Below are 22,282 nucleotides of genomic sequence, written 5' to 3' on the forward strand. Positions count from 1 at the left end.
ATTGGGGCGTTTGGGCCCAGCCTCAGCGGAGCAGGCCTTCGCGGATCGCGACGCGGACGAAGCCCGCGCGGCGGCGCTCGCCGGTCTTGTCGCGGATGCGGTCCAGGTAGGACCGGACCGTGCGGACGCTGATGTTGAGGATCTCCGCGACGTCGACGTCCCGCTCCCCCGCCGCCACCAGGCGCAGCACCTGCTTTTCCCGTTCGGACAACACGATTTTCGGCCCCGCGTGCCGATCTTCGCTGTCCTGGATGATCATCCCGGCCAGTGTCGGCGAGACGTAGGCGTTGTCGTCGGCGATCGTGCGGATCGCGCGCAGGAGCTCGTCGCCGTCGACGTCCTTGGAGAGGAAGCCCTTCGCGCCCGCCTGCATCGCGCCGAGGACCTCCGGCTGTTCCGCGTGCGCCGACACCACCAGCACCTTGTGTCCCATCTGCCCCACTTCCAGGACCGCGGCCGCGTCCTGGACGCCGCGCAGCTTGAGGTCGAGGACGACGACGCTGCCCGCCGGCTGGTCCTGGACCGCGAACCGGGCCACCGAGTCGGCGACCGCGCCGAGCCGGATGTCCGGGGCTTCGGTGAGCACGCGGGTCAGCGCGTACCGGTAGAGCGGGTGGTCCTCGATCACGCCGACGTGGATGCTCCGGGCGGCGGTCACTTGCGGCCGCCGCGCCGGGGGTCCGTGCCGCCGATCAGGCCGCGCCGGATGGCCTCCTTGACCAGGCCGGGCCGCCGCCGTTCGCCCGTCTTGTCGCGGATGCGGTCGAGGTAGCCGCGGACCGTGCGGACGCCGATGCCGAGGATCAGCGCGATGTCGACGTCCCGCTCCCCCGCCGCGACCAGCCGCAGCACCTGCTCCTCACGCGGGGACAGCTCGACTTCGGCGGACGTGGCCGGCCGGTCGGCGTTGTCCTTCATGATCATCCCGGCGACGACGGCGGAGACGTACGCGCCGCCGTCGGCGACCGTCTTGATCGCGATCAGCAGCTCGTCCGCGTCGACGTCCTTCGAGAGGAACCCCCGCGCCCCCGCGGCGATCGCCCCCAGCACGACCTCGGGCTCCGCCTGGGCGGAGACGACGAGCACGTGGTGGCCGAGTTCGCAGACCTCCAGCACCGCCGCCGCGCCCGCGACGCCCGGGAGGCCGAGGTCGAGCAGGACCACGCTGCCCGGCGGCTGCCGGTGGACGTGGAAGCGGGCGACCGAGTCGACCACCGCGCCGAGCTCGATGAAATCGGCTTCGGCCAGTACCCGCTCCACGGAGACGCGGTACAGCGGGTGGTCTTCGATCACCGCGACGCGGACCCGCCCCTGGCCCACCGCGTCGCCGGTCGAACGCTCTTCTGTCATGTGCACGACTTTCACCCCGTTCCACCCGACGGAGCCGGCTGCCCGGCCGTGGCCGGGTCCAGCGCGGGGCCCGTCGGCACCAATGCCAGCAAACTACCTGCGATCGGTGGCCTGGCGGCTCCTCCGTAGCCGAGCGAGGCCAATGCCTGCGCGTTCACCACCGGGTACTTCCGGCCGGTGTCGGTCACCAGGTAAGTCGTGACCGAGCCCGATTCGACGACGACAGCTCCCCCCGACGGGGGAACCCAGACCTCGTCCGCCACCCGTGCTTCGGACCGGGTGGCGACCTGGATTGCCTTGGCGCCAACGGGAAGCGGGAATTCGGCCGAAACGAGCAAGCGGTTGCCCTGAACGCACAGCGCCACGGAGTTCCCGGTGATCGGTGCCTTGCCGGGGATGCGGTCGGGGTAGGCCGCCGGGTCGGCGCCGCCGGCGCGGGACGCGGCGACCTTCGGGACCGCGGCGACATCGGCCGCGCGGACCTCCACCGGCGCGGGCGGCCCGGGGTAGGCCGCGGCGTTGGCCGCCGTCGTCACGAGCAGGCTCGCCTCGGTCTGCCCGATCGGCTCGAGCCCGTCCGCGCGGACGAGGTAGTACGACGTCGCCGCGGCGGGCGCGGCCATCGCGTCCACGACGGCGAGGACTTCGCCGACGCGGGTGCCGCGGCCGCCCACCGCCGGTCCCGGGTCGCCCGCGCCGCCGACCGGCAGCGGGGCGAGGTCGCGTCCCGCCGGGACGGTGTCGATCCACCGCGCGGACACCGCGATCGTCGGGTAGCTGTCGAACTGCAGCGCAGTCGCGGCCTCGTCGCTCAGCTTGTAGCGCCGCCCGCCGTCGAGCAGGAACCGCTCTCCCCGCGGCAGCCGGACGATCACGCCCTGGTCGCGTGGCAGCTCGACGCCGGACGCGGGCGCGGCGAGCAGCACGGCGGTGCGGGGCTCGTCCGACGCGGGGGCGTCCTGGCTGGTGCGGCTGCAGCTCGTCCAGGCGGTGCCGTCGAGCGCGCTCGGCGCGGGCAGCGAGTCGGGCGCGCCGGGAATGCCGATCGGGGTGCCGCGGCCCGCCTTGCCGAGGTTCTTCGAGGACACCGACACGGTCGCCTCGCCGTTGCCGCCGGCCAGCAGCCGCGCGGACGCGTAGTTGAGCACCGGGTGCAGCACGCCGTCCGCGCCGAGCACGAACCGCGCGCCGGTGCCCTCCTCGACGATCACCTTGCCGCCGGCCAGCCAGTCCTTGCCGCCGGCGGGGTTCAGCAGGCCGATGATGCCGAAGACGGCGGTGACGAGCAGGGCCGCCGCGAGCCCCAGCACCGTGCCCAGCACGAGACGGCGGCTGGGCGAGACGGGGTGGTTGGCGTCGGCGGCGACGAGCGCGGAAACGAGCCTGCGGCGGAGGAACTGGTACGCCTGGATCTGATCCCGCTGCGTCCACACGCTGCTGTGCCCCCGGTGTGCGTCGTCCTCCCGAGCGCATGATGCTAGGCACCGGATTCATCCGGGGCGAGGGTAATTTTTACGCCCACACCACATCCGGGGAGGCAGTAGCGTCGCAGGCTCGGGGAAAGGGGAGCCCGTGTCCGTAGACACCACCGCTACCACCGTCAGCGCCGTCCGCCCGGCACCGCCCCGGCCCGCCGCCACACCACTGCCCTGGCTGCTGCCGGTCCGGCCGCTGCAGGCGGCCGTGTGGGAAATCGCCGCGCTCGCCGTTCTGCTCGCGTGGCTGGTCGACGGCGTCACGCAGCCGGTGCGGATCAGTGTCGCCGCGGGGGCGGGGCTGGTCGTGCTGGCGACGTCGGTGCGGTTCGCCGGGCGGCACCTCGCGGGCTGGGCGCTGACGTGGACGGCGTACCGGCTGCGGCGCCACGACACCCGCCGCGACAGCCCGGACCCGCTGCACCGCGTGGCCGGGCCGGTGAAGGTGCGCCAGCACGTCGACCGGGCGGGCAACCGCTTCGGCGTCGCGGAGGTCGGCGGCGGGTGGAGCGCCCTCGTGCGCCTGACGCCGGGAGCCGGTGAGCCGGTGCCGTCGTCGCTGGTGGACGTCCTGCACGCGGCTTACCGGCGCACGGACGTCCCGCTGGCGTCGGCGCAGCTGCTGACGTGGGCCATCCCGCGCGGCGAGCAGGTGCTGCGGGTGCGGTGGCTGGCGGTGCGGTACCGGCCGGATCTCGCGCCCGTCGCGGCTCTGGCCCGCGGGGGCGGGGACCTGGGCGCGCTGCGCAGCACGGCGTCGGCGGCGTTGAGCCTGATGGGGGCGCTGGCCGAGGCGGGGTACCAGAGCACGGTCCTGGAGGCGGGGGAACTCGCCCAGGAGCTTCGGGTGGCGTTGGGCGTCCAAGGGGCGGCCGGCGGCGCTCCCGACCGCTGGCGGTCCTGGACCTGGGGGAACGCGGCGCAGGCGTGCTTCACGCCGCGTTCGCCGCGGGTGGTGGACTTTGCCGTGCCCGGCGCGGCTTTCACGGCCACGTCGTACACGCTGACGCGGACGCCCGGCGGGCGCGAGAAGGCCGAGGTGACGATCCGGGTCGGGGCGCGGCCCGGAAATCCCGTTCCCGCACCGGGAATCCCGGTGGTCCCGCTGCACGGGCGGCACGGGTCCGGGGTGCGCCGGACCCTGCCGCTCGCGCTGGACAGCTGACGGAACAGCTCAGTTCACGACGACTGTCCTGATGCTGCGGGCCGGCAACTGAGCGGTGAACGCCCCGTTCGAAATGGTGACGTCGGTGGAGCGCGCGAGGTTCGCGCTCGCGCTTGTCAGCCAGGTCGGGGCGGTCGCGGAACCGGTGTCCCGGATCGTGAACGCGAGGTCGGCCGCCGAGGTGTTCTTGTTGACGGCGACGATGACGATCCTGGCTCCGCTCTTGAACGCCGAGACGTAGACGTTCGGCTGCGGGTTCGCGGTCGCGGTGATCCGCGAAAAGCCGGGGCGGACCCACTTCGCGAAGTGCGCCATGCAGGCGCCGCGCTTGCTGATCTGCCCGTCCTCGCGCATCGGGCCGTACGAGCGGCGGATGTACCACCACACGTAGGTCTGGAACCGGCCGTCCACCAGCGCCCGGTGGATGTGTTCGCCCACGTCGAGCGCCTGCGGCCACAGGTCGGCCGAGTCGGTGCTGTTGGGGTAGTAGACCTCGGTCATCCACAGCTCCTTGCCGCCGCCCTTCTGCTGGAAGAGCGGGTAGGGCAGGTCCGCGAACGGGGTGCCGTAGAGGTGCGCGCCGATGATGTCCACGTTCGCCAGGGCGGTGGCGTCGTTGAGGATCGGGTCGGACATGGCCTTGCGGTACTGGAACGACTCGGGCGCGATGACCCTGGTGCTGATCGTGCCGGCGTTCTCGCGCAGGAACCGGACGATCTCGCTCGCGGTCCACGCCGTCCATTGCTGCGCGTAGTCCGGTTCGTTCTGGACCGAGATCCCGTACAGGGGTACTCCGTTGTTCGCCATGAACGCGGTGAAGTCGTTCAGGTGCTGCGCATAGGCGCCGTAGGCGTTGTAGCGCAGCCGCTTGCCGCCGGAGAAGCTCTCGGTCATCGAGGCGGGCGGGTTCCACGGCGAGGCGATGACTTTGGCCCCGAGTTCACTCGCCCGCCGGGCCGTGGCCACCTCGCGGCTCCAGTTGTTGCGGTCCTCGTGGACGGGGATGCGCAGCACGGTGAAGCCCAGCTGCCCCGTGCCGTTGCCGAACGCTGTCTCGCGCTGGGCGGCGGTGAGATCACTGATCCAGACGGTGTGGTTCATCCCGCCGAAGCCCAGGATCGTCTGCTGCACGTTCGACGGCTCGACGGTCACCGCGGTGGCCGCCGCGGCCGGTGTCCCTGCCGCCAGCACCGGCAGCGCGGCGCCCGCCGCCAGCACGGCCCGCCGGCTCAGGAGCGGCGAACCCGCGATCTCGGACTGGTCTCGACGTGGTGACATGGCATCTCCCTGGAGTCGACTGACGAACATCCTGGGAGCGCTCCCAAAACCAGTCTTAACGCGTCCGTGTGTCAGCGTCAAGTCAACCTCGGGGACCGCTCAGCCGCGAACGGCCTCGTAGACCCCGGCGATCATGCCGACGAAAGGCACGAGAGAAAGCAGAACCAGAAACTCGGAGACGTCCAAAAGCCTTGACCAGTAAGGGGAACGCAGCCCACGCGCCACCCGCGTCGCGTACACCAGGCAGACCACCGCCGCCAGGACGACCGCGCAGCCCGCCGCGAAGACGGCCGTGCGGTTGCCCGAGGCGACGAGCCACACCCCGGCGCACACCAGGGCGAGGACGCCGAAGCCGACCAAGACCAGGCGTTGCGCGCGGCCCGCGTACGACCGGGAGCGCAGGATCCACGCCACGCCCAGCAGCGCCGCCAAGCCCGCTTCCCACGGGCCGCCCGAGGAAAGCACGACGGACCCGCCGAGCACCACCAGGCCCAGCGCCACCAGCAACCCCGTCAAGACCGCCTGCGCGCGGGACGTCCGGCCGATCATCTCGGTGCCCAGTGACGGCTGTTCGTCCGCGCGGAACGCCTCCATGTCGTCCGGGACCCGCGGCAGCGGCAGGCGGGCCAGGCGCAACGCCAGCATCGGCGCGACCGCCGCGAGAGCCGTGCCCAGCACCGCGGCCACCGCCGCGGCCGACAACGGGGAAACGCCCGCCAGGAGCACGACCCCGGAAGTGATCGCGCCGAGGCCGGCCGCGCCGGTGATCGCCACGAACCACGGCAGGCGGTCGGCCACCGAGACCGCCGCCAGCACGCCGTAGACCGTCACCGCCGCGAAGCCCGCCGACAGCGGCCCGGCCGACAGCGAGAACAGCGGATGCGGTGGCAGCACCGACATGCCCGCCAGCAGCGCGACGCCGACCCCCGCCAGGGAACCGGCCGCGCCCGCCTCGGCGTCGCCGTAAGCGCGGCTCAACGCGCCACCGCCGAGCAGCAGCACCAACGCCAGCAGCCCGGTCCCGATCGGGGCCAGGACGCTGCCGGACGCCGCCGCCTGCACCAGCAGGCCGCCCGCCAGCAGCAGGACCACCGCGGCGACCAGTCCCGACCGCCGTGCCACCGACGGACCCCACCCGCCGTCGGCGTCGGCGACGCTGGCGATCGAGTCGACGACGTCGTCGAACAGCAGCGGCCCCCGCGGGCGCTCCCGCGGGGTCAGGTGCAGCACTTCGCCGTCGCGGATCTGGGCCGCGGCGACGCTCAAGCCGAGCGCCAGTGGGGCCCCACCCAACCGGGAGAGCACCCAGCCGGGGTGTTCGGCCGACGCCTGCCCGGAGGCTCCGGCCAGCCGGACCAGCTGGGGCACCAGTTCGGCGAACGTCGACTGCTGCGGCAGCGCGACATCGACGCGGGCCCTCGGCGTCACCACCGTGACCCGGCGGGTCGTTCCCGTCAAAGATGCCGTGTTCATGCCGCCTCCACGGGAAAAAGCACGTCGGCGGGCATCAGACGTCTTTCGCGGCCGCGATCACCGGGGCGAACTTGGCGCTCGAAGCCTCGGCGAGCTTCTGCAGCCCGGCGTTCACCGCCTCGAGGACGATCTCCGACAGGTTGCGGGCGTCGTACTCGCGGATCGCGCGGGGGTCGATGTCGATGGACGTGAACCGGCCGTCGCCGCGCAGGGTGACGGTGACCTCGTTCTGCCGCGAGTGCGCCTTGATCTCCATCGCCTCGACCGTGCGCTGGATCCGCTGGACCTCTTCGGTCTGCTTGCGCACCTGCGCGAGCAACTCGTCCATGTCCGGCACCGCGTACGGATCGGTCACTGTTGTGTCCCTTCGTGCTGGCGGACGTGGAGGCTGGCCACGAACGCTCGGAAACCGGGTGAGAGCCGCCGCGCGGTCGCGGGCGCGGCCGTGCAGGCGAGCTCGAGCACCAGCCGCTCGTCCGGCGTGGCGCCGGGGACGGTCAGGTGCACCTGGGTCTGGATCAGCTCGGTGCCTTCGCCGGTGCGCAGGCGCAGCAGCTGCATGACGCCGGGCGCGGCCGGGTCGCCGACGTCGCGGCGGCTCAGCACGTCGAGGCCGGCGGACGTCCGGGCGAGGCGCTCGACGGCTTCGTCGGCGATGGCGTCGACCGATGCTTCGTCGGGCCGCTGCTGCACGCTCACGGTGATGTTCGGCGTGAACTCCTCGCCCGGCACCGGGTGCACGGCGACGAACACCGCGCCGGAGTCGCCCGGGTCGACCGCGGTCCAGCCGTCCGGGATGACGAAGTCGAGGGGAAGGGTCATCACAACCCCACGTACGAAACGGCGTCGTCCCAAGCGGACTCGACGGCGTCGGCGGCGTCGTGGGCGGCGTGGCCGACCGCGTCGACCGCGGCGCCGCCGTACTCGCCGATCGTGTGCCCGAGCTTGGGCAGATCGATGTCGATCTTCGCGCCGACGCCCGCGCCGACGCCGAGGGCCGCGCCCACCTTGAAGTTCACTTTGAGGTGCCCCGCGTCGTAGACGGCCTGGGCGTCGAGCTGCGCGCCGACGCCGTACTGGAGCGTGCCGTTCGCGCCGACACCGATGCCGGCGACGTCCGCGGCGACTTCGCCCTCGACCTTCCCGCCGACGAAGACGTTCGCGTGCGCGCCGGCGCCGTGCGCGCCGATCGTGCCGGACGCGCTCACCTCGCCGCCGGCGAACACCGTGCCCTTGGCGTGGGCTTCGGCGACGCCCCACTCCTTCTTGCCTTCCAGCTCACCGTGCAGCGCGGCGAGTTCGGCGTGCCCGGACGCGCCGGCGTCCCAGCCCTTCGACGTGATCTTGCCGTCGTACTCCGGCGAGAAGCCGTCCTGCTCGTGCTGGAACTTGTAGTAGGTGATCTCGGTGTTGCGGCCGATCTTGTCCTTCAGGTGTTCGGCTTCCGGCTGCCCGAACGGCGTGTCCGCCTTCTTCGGCGCGCGGGTGCCTTCGAGGCCGTCCCAGGTGAGCTTCTTCCAGCCGGAGTTGCCGAACCACGACGGCACGGTCCGCGGCCGCTTCCGGCCGTCCATCGGCTCGCCGTTCAGCCAGTGCAGCGGGCCGCGCGCCCACTTGCCCAGCTCGTGCTCGAGCCGTCCGACGCCTTCGGGCGGGAACAGCTCGGCGAGGGCGTCGGCGAACTCGTCGACGACCTGGCGGGCCGCGGCGGCGGCCTCTTCCCCGAGCTGCCGCGCGGCCTGGACGAACGCGCCGACCGAACCGGCGCTCACCGCGCGGGCCTGGGCGGTGAGCTGGGCCGCGTACTGGTCGAACTGCGCGATCACCGAGTCGATCGCGGCCTCCGCCGACCGGACGAGCCGGGCGGCCGCCGAAAGCCGTTTCGCCTGGTCGTCGAGTTTCGTGGCGGTGTCGGCGAGCTCCCGGCCGAGTTCGGCCGCCGCGGTGGCGAACGCGGCGTAGGCGGCGCCGTCCCAGTCCGCGTGCAGGGTCTTCGCGGAGGTACCGACCTCGCGGGCCTTCCGCGAAACCGTCGAAGCCTGGGCCGAGACCCGCTGCGAAGCCGCGCTCAGCGCACCGGGATCACCGGTGACGCGGCGGCGGCACTCGATCAGGACGCGCCGGTAGCCGGACAGCACGGCGCTGACCATCCCCGAAGCGTCCACAGCGCCCGCCATCGGCTAGTTCCCGGCCGCGTCGTAGCCGACGTGCTGGCTGAAGTGCCTGCCGTTGTAGTCCATCGCGATGTCGATGTCGAAGTCCTGGCCGCCCGGAGCCTCCACAGTGGACTCACCGGTGGTGAGGTTGGTGTGGATGACGACCTCGTCGGCGTGCACGGGCGCGGGTGCGGGAATCGAGGCGACCGCCGGCGTCGTCGTCGCCGGGTGGTCGACGGGGATCCAGTTGTTGACCGGGCTCCCGCCACCACTGGAACCGCTGGAGCCCGGCGAAGAGCTGGCGAGCGCCGGCGGGGTGTAGTCGGTGAACGACGGCTGTTGCTGCGGGATCCCCCCGCCGCTCCCGCCCGCCACCGCTTGCTGCCCCGACGGGCTCGCCACCGGCGCCGGGGTCTGCGGCGCGCGGACCGGGGTGTTCCCGATCGACGGCGTCGTCGGGCCCGAACCGCCGGAGCCGTGGTGGAAGAGCTTGTCGATCTCGCCGATGACCTGGGCGAGCGTGGTGACCTGCTGGGCGAGGTCGACCGCGCCGAGCGCCTTGAGCAGGGCGCCGATCGCGGTGATGAACGCCCGCAGCGACGCGCTCGTCGCGGTCGACAAAGCGACCGCGGCGCCGTAGGTCCACCAGTTCGACATCAGCGCGGCGACCGTCGGGTTCACCGCGGCGACCACCGCGCGGTAGGCCTCCTGCGCGGTCTTGATCAGCGTCCCGGAGACGCCGAGCAGCTCGGCGCCCTTCTCCACGACGTTGATGATCTTCGTGAGCTGGCCGAGCGACTCGCTGATCTTCTTCAGCGCCGACTCGCTCGCCGCGCCCGACCAGATCTTCCCGAGCTGGTCGGCGGCCTTGGTCAGCTCGTTGTACATGCTGAGGAACTGCTCGGCCTTCTTGACCAGGTCCACCACGTGCTTCGCGATCTGCTCCGGCTGACCGGTGACGATCTGCGGCAGGATGGTGATCGGCCCGCCCGACGACGCGGTCGCGTCCATCGCGCTCGAGTTCGGGAAAGTCAGCATCGGACGACCTCACAGAGTTCTAGGGCACGTTCTTCGGAGCACAGGACGATCAGACGACGGACGCGGGCCGGTAGACGCTGACCTTCGACAGCCCGCTGAAGCGGGCGTCGAGCAGCCCGTGGTTGTACAGGCGGCCGCCGTCGCCGGCGACGCCGATGACCGGGTTGCGGTCGGAGAACAGCAGTGGCTCCACGACCACGACGTCACCGCTGTGCACCCCGCCCGGCACGTCGGAGAAGGTGCGCGCGGTTCCCGCGTAGACCTCGATCAGCCCGACCCGCGCCTGGTTGTCGGCGTCGCCGGCGAGCCAGTCGTTGAAGTCGGCGACGCCGTGGAACCGCGCGTCGGTGATCGGGTGGTCGCCGAGCCTGCCCAGCCGTGCGTCGCCGAGGTAGCGCAGCACGTTCCCGACCGACGACGGCTCGCCGCGCGCGCCCGCGCTGTCGTTGATGGCCAGGGTGGCGAGCTCCGAAGCGTGCGAGCTCCCCCAGATCGACGACGCCGGGCTCGCCGGAGCGTGCCCGCCGCCGTAGCCGGAAGCGACGTCCCGGTCGGCCGCCTGGTAGGCGTCCGCACTGGCCTTGACGAGCCCGTTGACCTGCTGGAGCAGCTGCAGGAGCGTGCGGACGGCCGTGACCTGGCCGGAGTGCAGGGCCGCGTTCGCGGCGGCCACCGCGCTGCCGAAGCTCGCGAACGACATCGGCTGCACGACGAGCCGTTCCAGGTCGGCGACGGCGTTGATGCCGTGGGCGATGATGCCGCCGACGTTGCCGACGGCGGAGCGCATCGCCTCGGGCTCGGCCCGGTACTCGCCGGCCATGGCTCTCCTTCCGAGGGTGGCTTGCTCGGCTGAGCGTAAGTTCGGCCCCGGAAGCGGGCGGACGGCAAAAGTACCCACCGCGCGACGACGGTATGTGGCGAAAATACCGGTCAGCGCACCCCCGAACTGGAGCGAGCCTGTACCGATGAGCCTCTCGCCCGACCGTCCGAGCGAAATCGTGCTGCAGTCCCCGCCGATGCTCCCGAAGAGCTCGTCCGGCGGGATGATGCAGCTGATGATGTTCCTGCCGATGATGCTCGGCATGGGCGCGATGTCGTTCGTCTACATCGGACGCGACGGCGGCGTGATGACGTGGATCTTCGGCGCGTTGTTCGTCTGCGCGATGGGCGGCATGGTCGTGATGTCGCTGGGCCGCGGCGGGATGGCGAAGAAGGCGCAGATCAACGACGAGCGCCGCGACTACCAGCGGTACCTGTCCGGGCTGCGGACCCAGGTCCGGGACATCGCCGACGCCCAGCGCGCCGCGATGATCGCCGTCCAGCCCGACCCGGCCGACCTGTGGGCCTACGTCGAGACCGGCAAGCTGTGGGACCGGCGGCGTGGTGACGGCCACTTCGCGCAGGTGCGCGCGGGCACCGGGCCGCAGCGGCTCGCGACGCCGTTGAAGGCGCCGCAGACCGTGCCCCTGGAGGACCTGGACCCGGTGTCGTCCACCAGCCTCAAGCACTTCATCCGCACCTACTCGACGGTGGACGGCCTGCCGGTCGCGTTGTCGCTGCGGTCGTTCGCCGCGGTCACCGTGGCCGGGCGGCGGCCGGACGTGCTGGGCCTGGTGCGGGCGCTGCTGTGCCAGCTCGTCGCCTTCCACTCCCCCGCGGACCTGCGGATCGCGGTGTGCGTGCCGCCGGACCGCCGTCACGACTGGGAGTGGGCGAAGTGGCTGCCGCACGCGACGGCGGCCGCCGCCACCGACGCCGTCGGCTCGCGGCGGCTGGCCGCGGAATCGGCGGCCGGGCTGGCCGAGCTGCTCGGCGCGGACCTCGGCGAACGCCCCGCGTTCAGCCGCCGCGCGACGGCCGGGCTCGACGTGGGGCATCTGGTGGTCGTCGTCGACGGCGGCACGGCCCACGACGAGCCCCGGCTGATCGGCGAGGACGGCAGGCTCGGCGTCACGGTGCTCGAGATCGGGCAGGAGCACCCGCGGACGTTTTCGACCGAACGGCTGCTGAGCCTGCACACCGCGCCGGACTCGCTCGGCATGGTCGTCGGCGACGCCGGCGAGCAGCGGCTCGGGTTCCTCGGCCGCCCGGACACCCTCGACCGCGGCGCCGCGGAAGCCCTCGCGAGGATGCTGACGCCGTTGCACACGCCCGCCGCCGTCGTCGGTGAGAAGCCGATGTCGACGACGTTCGGGCTGGCCGGCCTGCTCGGCATCGGCGACCCGCGCGACACCGACACGGCCGTGACGTGGGCACCGCGCGCGGCCCGCGACCGGCTGCGGATCCCGCTCGGCGTCAACCCGGAAGGCCGTCCGGTGGAGCTGGACCTCAAGGAGTCGGCCGAGGGCGGGATGGGCCCGCACGGCCTGGTCATCGGCGCGACCGGGTCGGGCAAGAGCGAGCTGCTGCGGACGCTGGTGACGGCGCTGGCCGTGATGCATTCGTCGGAGACGCTGAACCTGGCGCTCATCGACTTCAAGGGCGGCGCGACGTTCGCCGGGATGACCGGGCTGCCGCACACGTGCGCCGTCATCACGAACCTGTCCGACGACCTCGCGCTGGTCGACCGGATGGCCGACGCGCTGAACGGCGAGCTGCTGCGGCGCCAGGAGCTGCTGCACGCGGCCGGGAACTACGCGTCGGTGCGCGACTACGAGAAGGCGCGTGCGGACGGCGCGCCGCTCGAGCCGCTGCCGTCGCTGCTGGTGATCATCGACGAGTTCAGCGAGCTGCTGTCCTCGCGGCCGGAGTTCATCGACCTGTTCGTCGCGATCGGCCGGCTGGGCCGGTCGCTGGGCATCCACCTGCTGCTGGCGTCCCAGCGACTGGAGGAAGGACGGCTGCGCGGGCTCGACTCGCACCTGTCGTACCGGATCGGGCTGCGGACGTTCTCGGCGGCGGAAAGCCGGGCGGTGCTGGGAGTCGCGGACGCCTACCACCTGCCGCCGGTGCCGGGGTCGGCGTACCTGAAGTCCGACACCGAAACGCTGATCCGGCTCAAGGCGGCCTACGTCTCCGGCGAGCTGCCGCCGCGGAGCACGGTCGTGCGCGAGGACGGGCAAGAGCTGGGCGTCCTGCCGTTTTCCCTGGCCCCGGTGGAAATCCCGGTCACGACGGAAGTCTCGGCAGCTCCTTCGGCGGAGGGCACCGGCGAGACGATCATCGGCGCGATGCTGTCGCGTTTGGAGGGTCGCGGGCCGGCCGCGCACCAGATCTGGCTGCCGCCGCTGGCCGAGCCGCCGACGCTGGACCAGCTCCTGCCGCCGCTGGGCGAAGACGCCGCCCGCGGCCTGTGCCCACTCGGCTGGGGCGGCAACGGGAAGCTGACGATCCCGGTGGCGCTGGTGGACAAGCCGTTCGAGCAGCGCCGCGACCTGCTGTGGGCCGACTTCTCCGGCGCGGCCGGGCACGCGCTGATCGTCGGCGCGCCGCAGAGCGGGAAGTCGACGCTGATGAAGGACATCGCGGGCATGCTCGCGCTGACGCACACCCCGGCCGAGGTGCAGATCTTCGTGCTGGACATGGGTGGTGGCGCGCTGGCCCCGATCGCCGGGCTGCCGCACGTGTCGGGGTACGCCACCCGCCGAGACGCGCAACGCTGCCGCCGCGTCGTGGCCGAGCTGACGACGTTGCTGGAACAGCGCGAGGAGTTCTTCGCCGCGCAAGGCATCGAGTCGATGGCGACCTTCCGCGCCCGCCGTTCCGAGTTCACCGAAAGCACCGACGACCGCGAGTTCGGCGACGTGTTCCTGCTGGTGGACAACTGGACCACGATCCGCCAGGAGTTCGAGCAGCTCGAGGAGCAGATCACCGGGCTGGCCGCGCGCGGGCTCGGCTTCGGCATCCACGTGATCGTCTCGCTCAACCAGTGGATCGGCGTCCGCGCCCCGCTGCGCGATGCCATCGGGACCCGGTTCGAGCTGCGGCTGGGCGACCCGATGGATTCGTCGGTCGACCGCAAGGTCGCGGCGAACGTCCCCGCCGACCGCCCCGGACGCGGCCTGACCGCGGAGAAGCTGCACTTCCTCGCGGCCCTCCCGCGCATCGACGGCGACCAGCGTCCGGAAACGGTCGGCACGGGCGGCGTCGACCTGACGCGCCGGATTTCGGACGCGTGGAAGGGCCCGCGCGCGCCGCAGGTCCGGCTGCTGCCGCCGGAAGTCCCCCTGGACACCTTGCCCGCGGCGCCTTCGCGGCAGGTCACGCTGGGCATCGCGGAGTCGACGTTGCGCCCGGTGCACCTCGACTTCGCGGCGGACCCGCACTTCGTGGCCTTCGGCGACGTCGAGTCCGGCAAGAGCTCCCTGCTGCGTGCGCTGGCTCATGGCATCGCATCGGCGTACACGCCGGAAGAGGCGGCGATCATCATCGCGGACTACCGCCGTGGCCTGCTCGGCGCGGTGTCGGAGCCGCACCTGCTGGGATACGCGGGAACGGAAGCCAAGCTGACGGACCTGATCGGCGAGTGCGCTCAGGCGATGCGCAACCGCCTGCCGGGGCCTTCGGTGACGCCGGACCAGCTGCGCAACCGCTCGTGGTGGCGCGGACCGGAGCTGTTCGTCCTGGTCGACGACTACGAACTGGTGGCGACGGTGGGGCGGAATCCCTTGCAGCCGCTGCTGGAGTTCCTGCCGCAGGCCCGCGACATCGGCCTGCACCTGGTGATCGTCCGCGGCTCCGGCGGCGCCGGGCGCGCGCTGTTCGAGCCGGTGCTGCAGCGGCTGCGGGAGCTGGGGTCGCCGGGATTGATCATGTCGGGGACCAAGGACGAGGGGGCGTTGCTGGCGGACGTGAAGCCGTCACCGCAGCCGCCGGGCCGCGGAACGCTGGTGTCGCGGCGGCACGGCACCGGTTTGGTCCAGGTGGCGTGGACCAAACCGGCGGAGGCGTGAGGGCTGTCCAGGAACGCATCCGCTCCGGTGGCTCGCCACCCGCGCGACGGTGGCGGGAACTCAGCCCAGCTTCTTGAGTGCCTTGCGAGCCTCGGTCCGGACGTTGTAGACGTCGTTGTCGTCCCAACTGGACGGAGGATCGTCCAGCAGGGCCTGGATCCGGGGCTTCGCCTCGGTGTGGTTCAGTTTGGCCAGGGCCCGGACGGCCATGTGCGCGACCGAAGGATCGTCCAGCAGGCCCATGGCCACCGCCGCGGCACGGTCGTCCTTGAGCTTCGGCAACGCGCTGACCAGTGCCGTCCGGGCGCCGCCGTACTTCGGGTCCGCTATGAGATCCAGGTACTCGTCGGCGACGGCAGGCTCGGCGAATTTGGCCAGGCCCAGGCCGATCGTCCACCGCAGGTTTTCCCGGTCGTACTCGGTGACCTCATGCCCAACCGCTGTTCGCAGCTCGGGCAGATCGCGGAACAGCTTGAGGAACACCGGCCGGGCCTGCTTCTTGGCGAAGGCGAAGGACAACGTCCGCACCAGCTCACCCATCAGCGGGAAGTAGTCCGTCCGGTCCAGCCACTCCACCAGCAGCGGCACATGGGCCTTGTAGTCGAGCTTCTCCCCGTTGACCTGAAGCTGGTGCAGGTGCTCGACCACCAGGACAGGCAACCCGGCCTCCGCGAGGGAGGCGAGCAGGCCGCTCGCCTCCTCACGGTACTGCGGCAGGCCCGGGTCGTTCTTGAGCTCGGCGATCCGCTCGGCCTGGAAGCCCGGGTCGGCGGCGATGCGGTCGACCACCTCGCTGTGCGACAGTCCCGCGGCGCCGGGAAAGCCCTCAAACGGCGCCGGAGGATCCTCGGGCAGCTCGTAGTACTCCAGGATCGCCTGGGCGACCTCATCCTGAGACAGACGCACCGACTTGCCTTCCCTCGTCAGATGACTTCATGCAGGATGATCACTTTAGCGTCGCACAGGGCCTTCAGCGGACCGGACAGAACGGTACCCGGCTTGCCGTTCACTTGCTGACGAACGAACAGCTGCAGTTTGACCCCGCCCTTCGCGGCCTCGGCCATGTAGTCCTTCAGCTGCGTCGACAGGTACTGGTAGGCGACGTTCTTGGACTCGCCGAGGTAAGTCGCCACGCCGGTCCGGTCGCGGGTCAGGAAGTCCGGGATCCGGTCCCGGCCGTTGATTTTGATTGTCACGGTGTTCTTGGGCAGATTCGTGAGCGCGGCGACCCTCGCCTCACCGGCCGCGCCGATGGCACAGACCTTGGCGCCGGAGTTGTGCACCAGCACCGGGATGCCGCCGACCAGCACGTAGAACGTGTGGATGTCGTCGACGGTGAGGTTGTTGACGTCCTGCTGCGCGGTCCAGTGGTGGGTCGCGGTGACCGTGACCCAGTGGCCGTCGGGTTGCCGCAGCTTGTCGCCGACCCCGAGGTCCTTGGCCTCACGCCACACCTTGCCGTCCACCCAGAACGGGTGGCCTTCGGTGGCCGTGACCGTGCCGCCGCCGGTGATCGTGACGTCGACCAGGTTCTTCTCACCCGAACCGGGGATGAGCTGGGTCACCGGCCGGCCCGCGGTCTGCCCGGTCACCGGGTTGGTCGCCAGGACCACGTCGCCGAGGCGGATGGCCTTGATCGCCTTCACCGAGCCGTCGGCCAGCAGCACCGGTGTGTCCGGTGTGAAACTGTTGGGACCACACGGGTTCTTCAGATACTGGTAGACGTCCCGCAGCTTGCCGCCGAGCTTGTCGACCACCACGCGACCGGCCGCGACCGCCTCGCGGAACCGGTGGAACCCGGTGACCAGCTTGACACCGGCGGAGAAGGCCTCGGGCAGCTTGAACGCGACCTTCAGCGCGCGGATCGGGCCGATCGCGTTGAGCGCGGTGAAGATGCAGCCGCCGATGTCACCCTCGGTGAAGCACTTGCGGGCGTCCTCCCAGCCGATGATGTCGAGGATGACCTTGCCGCCGTTCTCCAGGATCCAGTCCAGGACCCCCTTGTCGGCGTCACTCATCGCCTTGCGGTACTCGTCGACGGCCTCTTGGCCGCCCTCGAGCCGCAGCACGTCCTCGTCGCTGCCGGACAGGACCTCGTTGTCGTCGTCGGTGGCCGTGCCGGGCTGGCCGACGTTCGGGTTGCCGGCCTGGTCCTGCCTGCGCTGCTCGTCCGCGGTGCGTTTCTGCTGGTCCTCGGCCAGCTTCTTGTCCGCGGCGATCTTCTGCGCCTTGGCCGCCTCGTCAGCCGCCTCACCCGCCGACTTGTTCGCGGCCAGCGCCTCGGACCTGGCCTTCTCGGCCGACGCGGCCGCGTCCGCGGCGAAGTCGTTGGCCTTGCTGGCCGACACCTGCGCCTGCGCGACCGACTTCGCGGCCGAGTTGGCGGCCTGGTTGGCCTGCGCCGCGGCGGCCGCGGCCTGGCGCGCGGACTCGGCGGCCTGGTCGGCCGACCGTTGCGCCGCGTCCGCCGACTCCTTGGCCTGCTGGGCGAACTCCCCGGCCTTGGTGGCTTGCCTCTGGGCCTCGTCGGAGTACCGCTGCGCCTCGTCGGCCGCGGACCGGGCCCGCGCGGCGAACTCGTGGGCCTTGGCCGCGTTGGACCGTGCGGTCGCCGCCGACTGGCTGCCGTTCGACAGGTAGCCGTTGATCTCCGCGACATGCACCGCGGTGTCCGCGTCTCGCTGACGGGCCCGTGGGATCTCCACGTCGAGGATGCGGCGGAACCGGGACGCCGGGCCCTCCAGCGCGGCCTGCGCGACCGCGTTGACCTCGGGGCACTTGTCGCCGCAGGCCAGCACCGCGCGGAACTCGTTGCGGTTGTCCTCGTCGCGGGCCGCGTACTGGCCGGTGTCCAGGAACGCGCGCAGCGCGTCCACCTGGTTGGTGTCGATGGCCCGGCTGGCCTGGGTGCGGACGTTCGAGCCCTCCTTGGCCGCCAGCATGATCTGGCGGACCTCGCTCAGCAGGTCGTCGAACTGGCCCGGGTAGGCGCGGGTGCGCAGGAACACCTGGACGAGCGCGTCGTCACCACCCAGTGCGGTGATCGCGGCCTGCCGCTGCGGGATCTTCGCGGTGGTGTCCGCGATGGCGCCGACGCTGGCCCGGTCGTCGTTCGCGGCCGCGAGCTGCTGGCCGGTCGCGACGAAGATCTTCACGTCCGGCTCGCCGCCGGCCAGTGTGGCCTCGGCCGCGGCGCGGGTCCACGGGCCACCGGACTTGCCCAGCCGGGCGGCGGCCTTGCGCCCGTTCTCGATCACCTTGGCCGGCGGGGTGGCCGGGTCTCGGGCCTCGCTCAGCAGCCGCTGCGCCTCGGCGTCCAGGGCGACCGCCTGGCCTGCCTTCCACTCGGCCTTGGCCTTGGCCTCGTCCTCCTCGGCCTTCGCGTCCTGGGCCGCGGCGATCGCGGCCGACTTCTCCTGGGCGAGCCGTTCGGCGTCGGCGTTGCGCGCGGTGTCGGCGATCCTGATCGTCGTGTCGACCGCGTCCTGGGCCTCCTTGGCCGACAGGTCGGCCGCTTTGGCGGCGTCCTCCGCCTTGCCCGCGGCCTGGTCGGCCTGCCACGCGGCGTTCGCGGCCTCGTCGGCGGCGTCGGCTGCGGCCCTCGCGTGCGCGGCGGCGGACGTGGCGGCGTCATGGGCTTCGCGGGCGGCCTGGGCCGCCCCGGCGGCGATGTTCCTCGCCGCGGCCGAGGCCCGGTTGGCCTCGGCGGCGGCCCGGCGGGCGCGGTCCGCGGCGGCCTTGGCCTCGGCCACGTTCGCACCGGCCGCGAGCGCGGCCTGGTACGCCTGCCCGGCGGCGAAAGCAGCGGCATCGGCGTTCGCACCGGCGCTGCCGGCCGCCGTCGCCGCGTTCCCGGCGGCGGTCGCGGCATTCCCCGCGGCCTCGGACGCCTTCGCGGCCGTATCCGCCGCTTCCGCGACCTGACGCGCGGTGCGGGCCGCGTCCCGCGCGGCATCCGCCTTGCCGTGGTCCAGGCCCGCCTGGACAGCGGCGTCCCGGGCCCGCGCGGCGGCCTGCCCGGCGGCGACCGCCGCGGCCGCGGCCTTGCTCGCCGCGTTGGCCGCGATGCGGGCCGCCTCGTTGGCCGTGGCGGCGGCGCTGATCGCGGTCCGCGCGGCCTCCGCGGCCCGGCGCGCGCCCTCGGCGGCCCGTCCGGCCGCCTGCGCGGCGCGGTCGGCATCGCCTTGTGCCGCATCGGTTTCCCGTTTGGCCCGCTCGGCCGCCTCCTTGGCCTTGGCGGCGGCCGCGACGGCGGCGTCGGCGGCGTCCTTGGCGGCCTGCGTCTGCAGCGCGGCTTGGTCACCGGCCTGCTTGGCCAGCTCGGCCAGCGACTTGACCGACAACACCTCTTGGTCGCGCTGGACCGCGACCTGGTAGCCCTGCCGGAGGAACTCGTGGATGTCCTCGGTGGTGCCGTCGAGCGCGCGCTGGGCGGCCTCCCACACCCGGGTGCCCCGGCCGGCGGCGGACATCAGCCTGCCGACCTGGATGGTGTCGTCGGCGTCCTGCGCCTCGTCCTTGCCGGTGCTGAGGAACTTCAGCATGGTGTCGACGTTGTCGCTGTCGAGCGCCCGGCTGCCCTCGGTCCGGACGTTGCTGCCGGCCGGGGCCGCGGCCATCACCTGGCCGACCTTGCCGCGGATGTCTTCCTTCCACGGCGCCTGCCAGCCACTGGCGAGGAACTGCCGTTTGGCGTCGGTGTTTCCGTCCAGCGCCGCGGTCGCCGCGGTGCGCGTGTTCGCGCCGCCCAGCAACATGAACCGGCCGATCTCGTTCCAGAGATCGTTGTCCTGTACCGCGGCCAAGTCGGCGGTGAGGAACCGGTGAACGTCCTCATCGGTCCCGGTGAGCGCGGCCTCGGCCGCCGCCTCCACGCCCGCTCCGCCGGTCTTCCACAGCTGCACCGCCTGGGCGCGCTCGCCGGGCTGGTCCGCGGCCGCCGCGGCCGGTGCGGCCGCCGCCGGCGACGCTGCCAGCCCCGGGGCCAGCCCAGCGACCAGAGCCGCGGCCAGTGTCGCTGCGACGGGTGTTCTGAGCGCGCGCGAAAGCCGACGCTTCCCCCAGATCCTCATTGGCCAATTCCCCCCAGTAGCTCAACTGATGTAAGCCGTGTGCCAAGAAAGACTGTTCGTACCGTAGCGGCACACACGTGCGGCACGGAAGAGGTGTCACCATTCATTTACCAGTCTGCCCTTGGTCGGGGCGGTCACTCGTTGACGGCGACGGGCCCCGACGTTTAGTGTGCGATTCGCAGGCGTCAGCCTGCCTTGGGGGTTTCACTAAGGGGAGATTCGAATGGCCAAGCCGTTCCTCGTGCTGGCTGCTGCCACCGGTTTGCTCATCGCGACCCTGCCGACGGCCGCCTCGGCGGTCGCCGGGACCGCACAGACCACGCGGGCCGCCGACGAACAACCGCCGCTCGTCGAGGACTACAGCTACCCCGGCGCGGACAAGATCCTGGCCGAGCAGGGCTTCAAGCTGATCACCGGTGACGGCCACATGCTGCTGGCCGACTGCCCGTCGACGCCCGGCAACGACGGATTCATCCGGGTGCGCCGCAACCTCAAGCCGATCGCCTGCTTCAAGGTCCCGGCCGGCCAGTCCGGCAGGCTGACCATGGAGATCCCCGAGGTGACCTTCGTCAAGGGCGACGACCACACCGTGAAGGCGACGCTTGCGGGCCAGAGCACCGCGATCGACATCTCGAAGAACGAGTGGACGCCCATCCCCGGGGACAAGGGCAGCACCCTGGTCACCCTCGTCGCCACTCCCTGAGCCCGCCCACGGTCCGGCCGACGAGGCGCAGCTGCTGAAGGGCCAGGGCAGGGACACAAGCTCAAGGCGAACCTGACGACGTTGGCCGGGGCCGGCGCCGACCCCGCAACCCTGCTCGAACTCATCGGTTCCTCCTGACCCGAAATTCCGGCCAGTGATCCCGTCGCGCTGAATTCGCGGCAAAGTCCACGCCCCGGTATTCGATATTGCGGAGAAAAATAGCGGAAAACTCACGCCACAATCAACAGGAAGCCCGGAAGCCGTATTTCCCGGTCTTGTCGCCGCTTGGGCGGCGTGCGGCGGCACCGACGCGGAAACCGTCGGCGACTGTGTTCCGCGGTACGAATTCCGCAGAACTCGTTCACCAGGCGACTGATCAACGAGCGGGGGAACCACTCAATGTTTTCACGTCTTCATCGCGGCGCCACCCTGGCCGCCGTGTTCCTCACCGGCAGCCTGATAGCTGTCGTACCCGCGGCGGCCGTTTCCGGGGGAACCGTCACGAACTACGGCTTCGCCGCGAAGATCTCCATGGACGGGCGGGCCTGCAGCGGCGCGCTCGTCGAACCCACGCTCGTGCTCACCGCGGCGAGCTGCTTCCCCGAAAACCCCCAAGGCGGTGTCCCGGCGAAAGCGACCACCGTCATCGTCGGCCGCCCGGATCTGACGACGACCACCGGGACGGTCGCGAAGGTCACTCAGCTCTACGTCCGTACCGACCGCGACGTCGCCCTGGCCAGGATCGACACCATCGCCACCGGCACAACCCCGCTGCCACTGGCCGCCGCGTCGGGCGTGCCGGGCTCCGCGGAGACCGTGAACCTCATCGGCTGGGGCCGCACCGGCGACGAATGGGTACCCGACAAGGTCCGCCGCGCCCAGTTCACCACGACCGCGAGCACCGCGACGACCCTGTCGCTGACCAGTGCGGAGGGCGCCGATGCCTGCAAAGGCGACGCCGGGGCGCCGATCATGCGCACCGACAGCGCGGGCAACCTGAGCATCGCAGCCGTGTCCAGCACGTCGTGGCAGCACGGTTGTCTTGCCGAGACCGAAACCCGCCAGGGCACCACCGGGGCCCGGGTAGACGACCTGAGCGCGTGGATCCGCGGCCAGGCGATCGTCGGCACCGCGAAGGCGGTCGGTCACGGCGTCACGCTGTCCTGGACCCCGCTGGCCGCGTCCGACGACGCGACCTACTCCATCTACGCCAGCTCGGCCGGTCCGGCGACCAACAGCGCGACGCAGCTCATCGGCACCACGAAGGCGACCACGTTCCTGCATTCGGCCACGGCCCGCAAGACCTGGTCCTACCTGGTGGTCGCCTCGACCGGTGCGGCGAGCCCGCAGTTCACCGCCACCACCGGAGCACGGTCGCCGACCGACTTCACCGGCGACGGCAAGGGCGACATCGCCACCTTCGTCCGCGGCACCGACGGCGACGTCTACGTGGCGGCTTCCGACGGGAGCAAGTTCGTCGGCAACAGCGTGCTGTGGCACGACCGGTTCTCGATCGGCGCCGAGATTCCCTTGTCCGGTGACTTCAACGGGGACGGCAAGGCCGACGTGGCGACGTTCAGCCGGGGAAGCTCCGCCGACGTCTACGTGGCCCTGTCCGACGGGACGAAGTTCACCGGCAACGGCACGCTGTGGGACGACTTCTTCGCCGCCAACAGCGAG

The 22,282-nt window shown here is 71.9% G+C and carries 16 protein-coding genes; 4 read left to right on the top strand and 12 right to left on the bottom strand.

The features are described 5' to 3' along the window. Positions 1-22: 22 nt before the first annotated feature. From CF165_RS42595 to eccB, 3 genes are read right to left on the bottom strand one after another with little or no spacing between them, the layout of a single operon-like run. Complete coding sequence (locus CF165_RS42595; RefSeq protein ID WP_093953271.1) at positions 23-658, bottom strand: response regulator; 636 nt, start codon at positions 656-658, stop codon at positions 23-25. After that, entirely contained in the window at positions 655-1,350 is a 696-nt protein-coding gene (locus CF165_RS42600; RefSeq protein ID WP_205661147.1) for a response regulator transcription factor, read from the bottom strand. The genes CF165_RS42595 and CF165_RS42600 overlap by 4 nt, the downstream gene beginning before the upstream one ends. A gap of 11 nt (positions 1,351-1,361) precedes the next feature. Next, complete coding sequence (eccB, locus tag CF165_RS42605) at positions 1,362-2,783, bottom strand: type VII secretion protein EccB (protein WP_093953273.1); 1,422 nt, start codon at positions 2,781-2,783, stop codon at positions 1,362-1,364. Positions 2,784-2,922: 139 nt separating this feature from the next. Here eccB and CF165_RS42610 point away from each other — a divergent pair, with 139 nt between their 5' ends. Continuing rightward, positions 2,923-3,990, top strand: a complete 1,068-nt coding sequence (locus CF165_RS42610) for a type VII secretion protein EccE (RefSeq protein ID WP_093953274.1) — start codon at positions 2,923-2,925, stop codon at positions 3,988-3,990. 9 nt (positions 3,991-3,999) lie between these two features. Here the strand turns inward: CF165_RS42610 and xynC are convergent, their stop codons facing one another. The 7 genes from xynC to CF165_RS42645 form a co-directional block, all read right to left on the bottom strand. Continuing rightward, positions 4,000-5,268, bottom strand: a complete 1,269-nt coding sequence (gene xynC / locus CF165_RS42615) for a glucuronoarabinoxylan endo-1,4-beta-xylanase XynC (RefSeq protein WP_093953275.1) — start codon at positions 5,266-5,268, stop codon at positions 4,000-4,002. 99 nt (positions 5,269-5,367) lie between these two features. Further along, positions 5,368-6,741, bottom strand: a complete 1,374-nt coding sequence (gene eccD, locus CF165_RS42620; protein ID WP_093953276.1) for a type VII secretion integral membrane protein EccD — start codon at positions 6,739-6,741, stop codon at positions 5,368-5,370. A gap of 34 nt (positions 6,742-6,775) precedes the next feature. Then, entirely contained in the window at positions 6,776-7,096 is a 321-nt protein-coding gene (locus CF165_RS42625) for a YbaB/EbfC family nucleoid-associated protein (RefSeq protein WP_013224119.1), read from the bottom strand. Continuing rightward, positions 7,093-7,563 (bottom strand): hypothetical protein, encoded by a 471-nt coding sequence (locus tag CF165_RS42630; RefSeq protein ID WP_205661148.1) that lies wholly within the window; start codon positions 7,561-7,563, stop codon positions 7,093-7,095. The genes CF165_RS42625 and CF165_RS42630 overlap by 4 nt, the downstream gene beginning before the upstream one ends. Next, on the bottom strand, positions 7,563-8,918 hold the full coding sequence (locus CF165_RS42635) for a WXG100 family type VII secretion target (protein ID WP_093953278.1): 1,356 nt from the start codon (positions 8,916-8,918) through the stop codon (positions 7,563-7,565). Before CF165_RS42635 ends, CF165_RS42630 begins: the two co-directional genes overlap by 1 nt. Positions 8,919-8,921: 3 nt before the next feature. Beyond that, the gene (locus tag CF165_RS42640) at positions 8,922-9,935 is read right to left on the bottom strand and encodes a WXG100 family type VII secretion target (protein WP_093953279.1); all 1,014 of its coding nucleotides are present in this window, start codon (positions 9,933-9,935) and stop codon (positions 8,922-8,924) included. 49 nt (positions 9,936-9,984) lie between these two features. Next, positions 9,985-10,755, bottom strand: coding sequence for a WXG100 family type VII secretion target (locus CF165_RS42645; protein ID WP_093953280.1), 771 nt, complete (start codon positions 10,753-10,755; stop codon positions 9,985-9,987). A 145-nt stretch (positions 10,756-10,900) separates the two neighbouring features. Between CF165_RS42645 and eccCa the strand changes: the two genes are divergently transcribed. After that, entirely contained in the window at positions 10,901-14,827 is a 3,927-nt protein-coding gene (gene eccCa / locus CF165_RS42650; RefSeq protein WP_093953281.1) for a type VII secretion protein EccCa, read from the top strand. Between the two features lie 60 nt (positions 14,828-14,887). Here the strand turns inward: eccCa and CF165_RS42655 are convergent, their stop codons facing one another. Together CF165_RS42655 and CF165_RS42660 are read right to left on the bottom strand one after the other, a co-directional pair. After that, on the bottom strand, positions 14,888-15,733 hold the full coding sequence (locus tag CF165_RS42655) for a HEAT repeat domain-containing protein (protein ID WP_093953282.1): 846 nt from the start codon (positions 15,731-15,733) through the stop codon (positions 14,888-14,890). Positions 15,734-15,750: 17 nt separating this feature from the next. Then, positions 15,751-19,899 carry a polymorphic toxin-type HINT domain-containing protein gene (locus tag CF165_RS42660; protein ID WP_093953283.1) on the bottom strand — a complete coding sequence of 1,383 codons (4,149 nt, stop codon included), beginning with the start codon at positions 19,897-19,899 and terminating at the stop codon, positions 15,751-15,753. Between the two features lie 223 nt (positions 19,900-20,122). On the opposite strand from CF165_RS42660, the gene CF165_RS42665 reads away from it, so the two are divergent. Together CF165_RS42665 and CF165_RS42670 are read left to right on the top strand one after the other, a co-directional pair. Next, positions 20,123-20,602, top strand: coding sequence for a hypothetical protein (locus CF165_RS42665; RefSeq protein WP_093953284.1), 480 nt, complete (start codon positions 20,123-20,125; stop codon positions 20,600-20,602). Between the two features lie 399 nt (positions 20,603-21,001). After that, a partial coding sequence (locus tag CF165_RS42670; protein WP_093953285.1) for a trypsin-like serine protease occupies positions 21,002-22,282 on the top strand: 1,281 nt, incomplete at its 3' end.

The organism is Amycolatopsis vastitatis (genome assembly GCF_002234595.1).
GTDB lineage: Bacteria > Actinomycetota > Actinomycetes > Mycobacteriales > Pseudonocardiaceae > Amycolatopsis > Amycolatopsis vastitatis.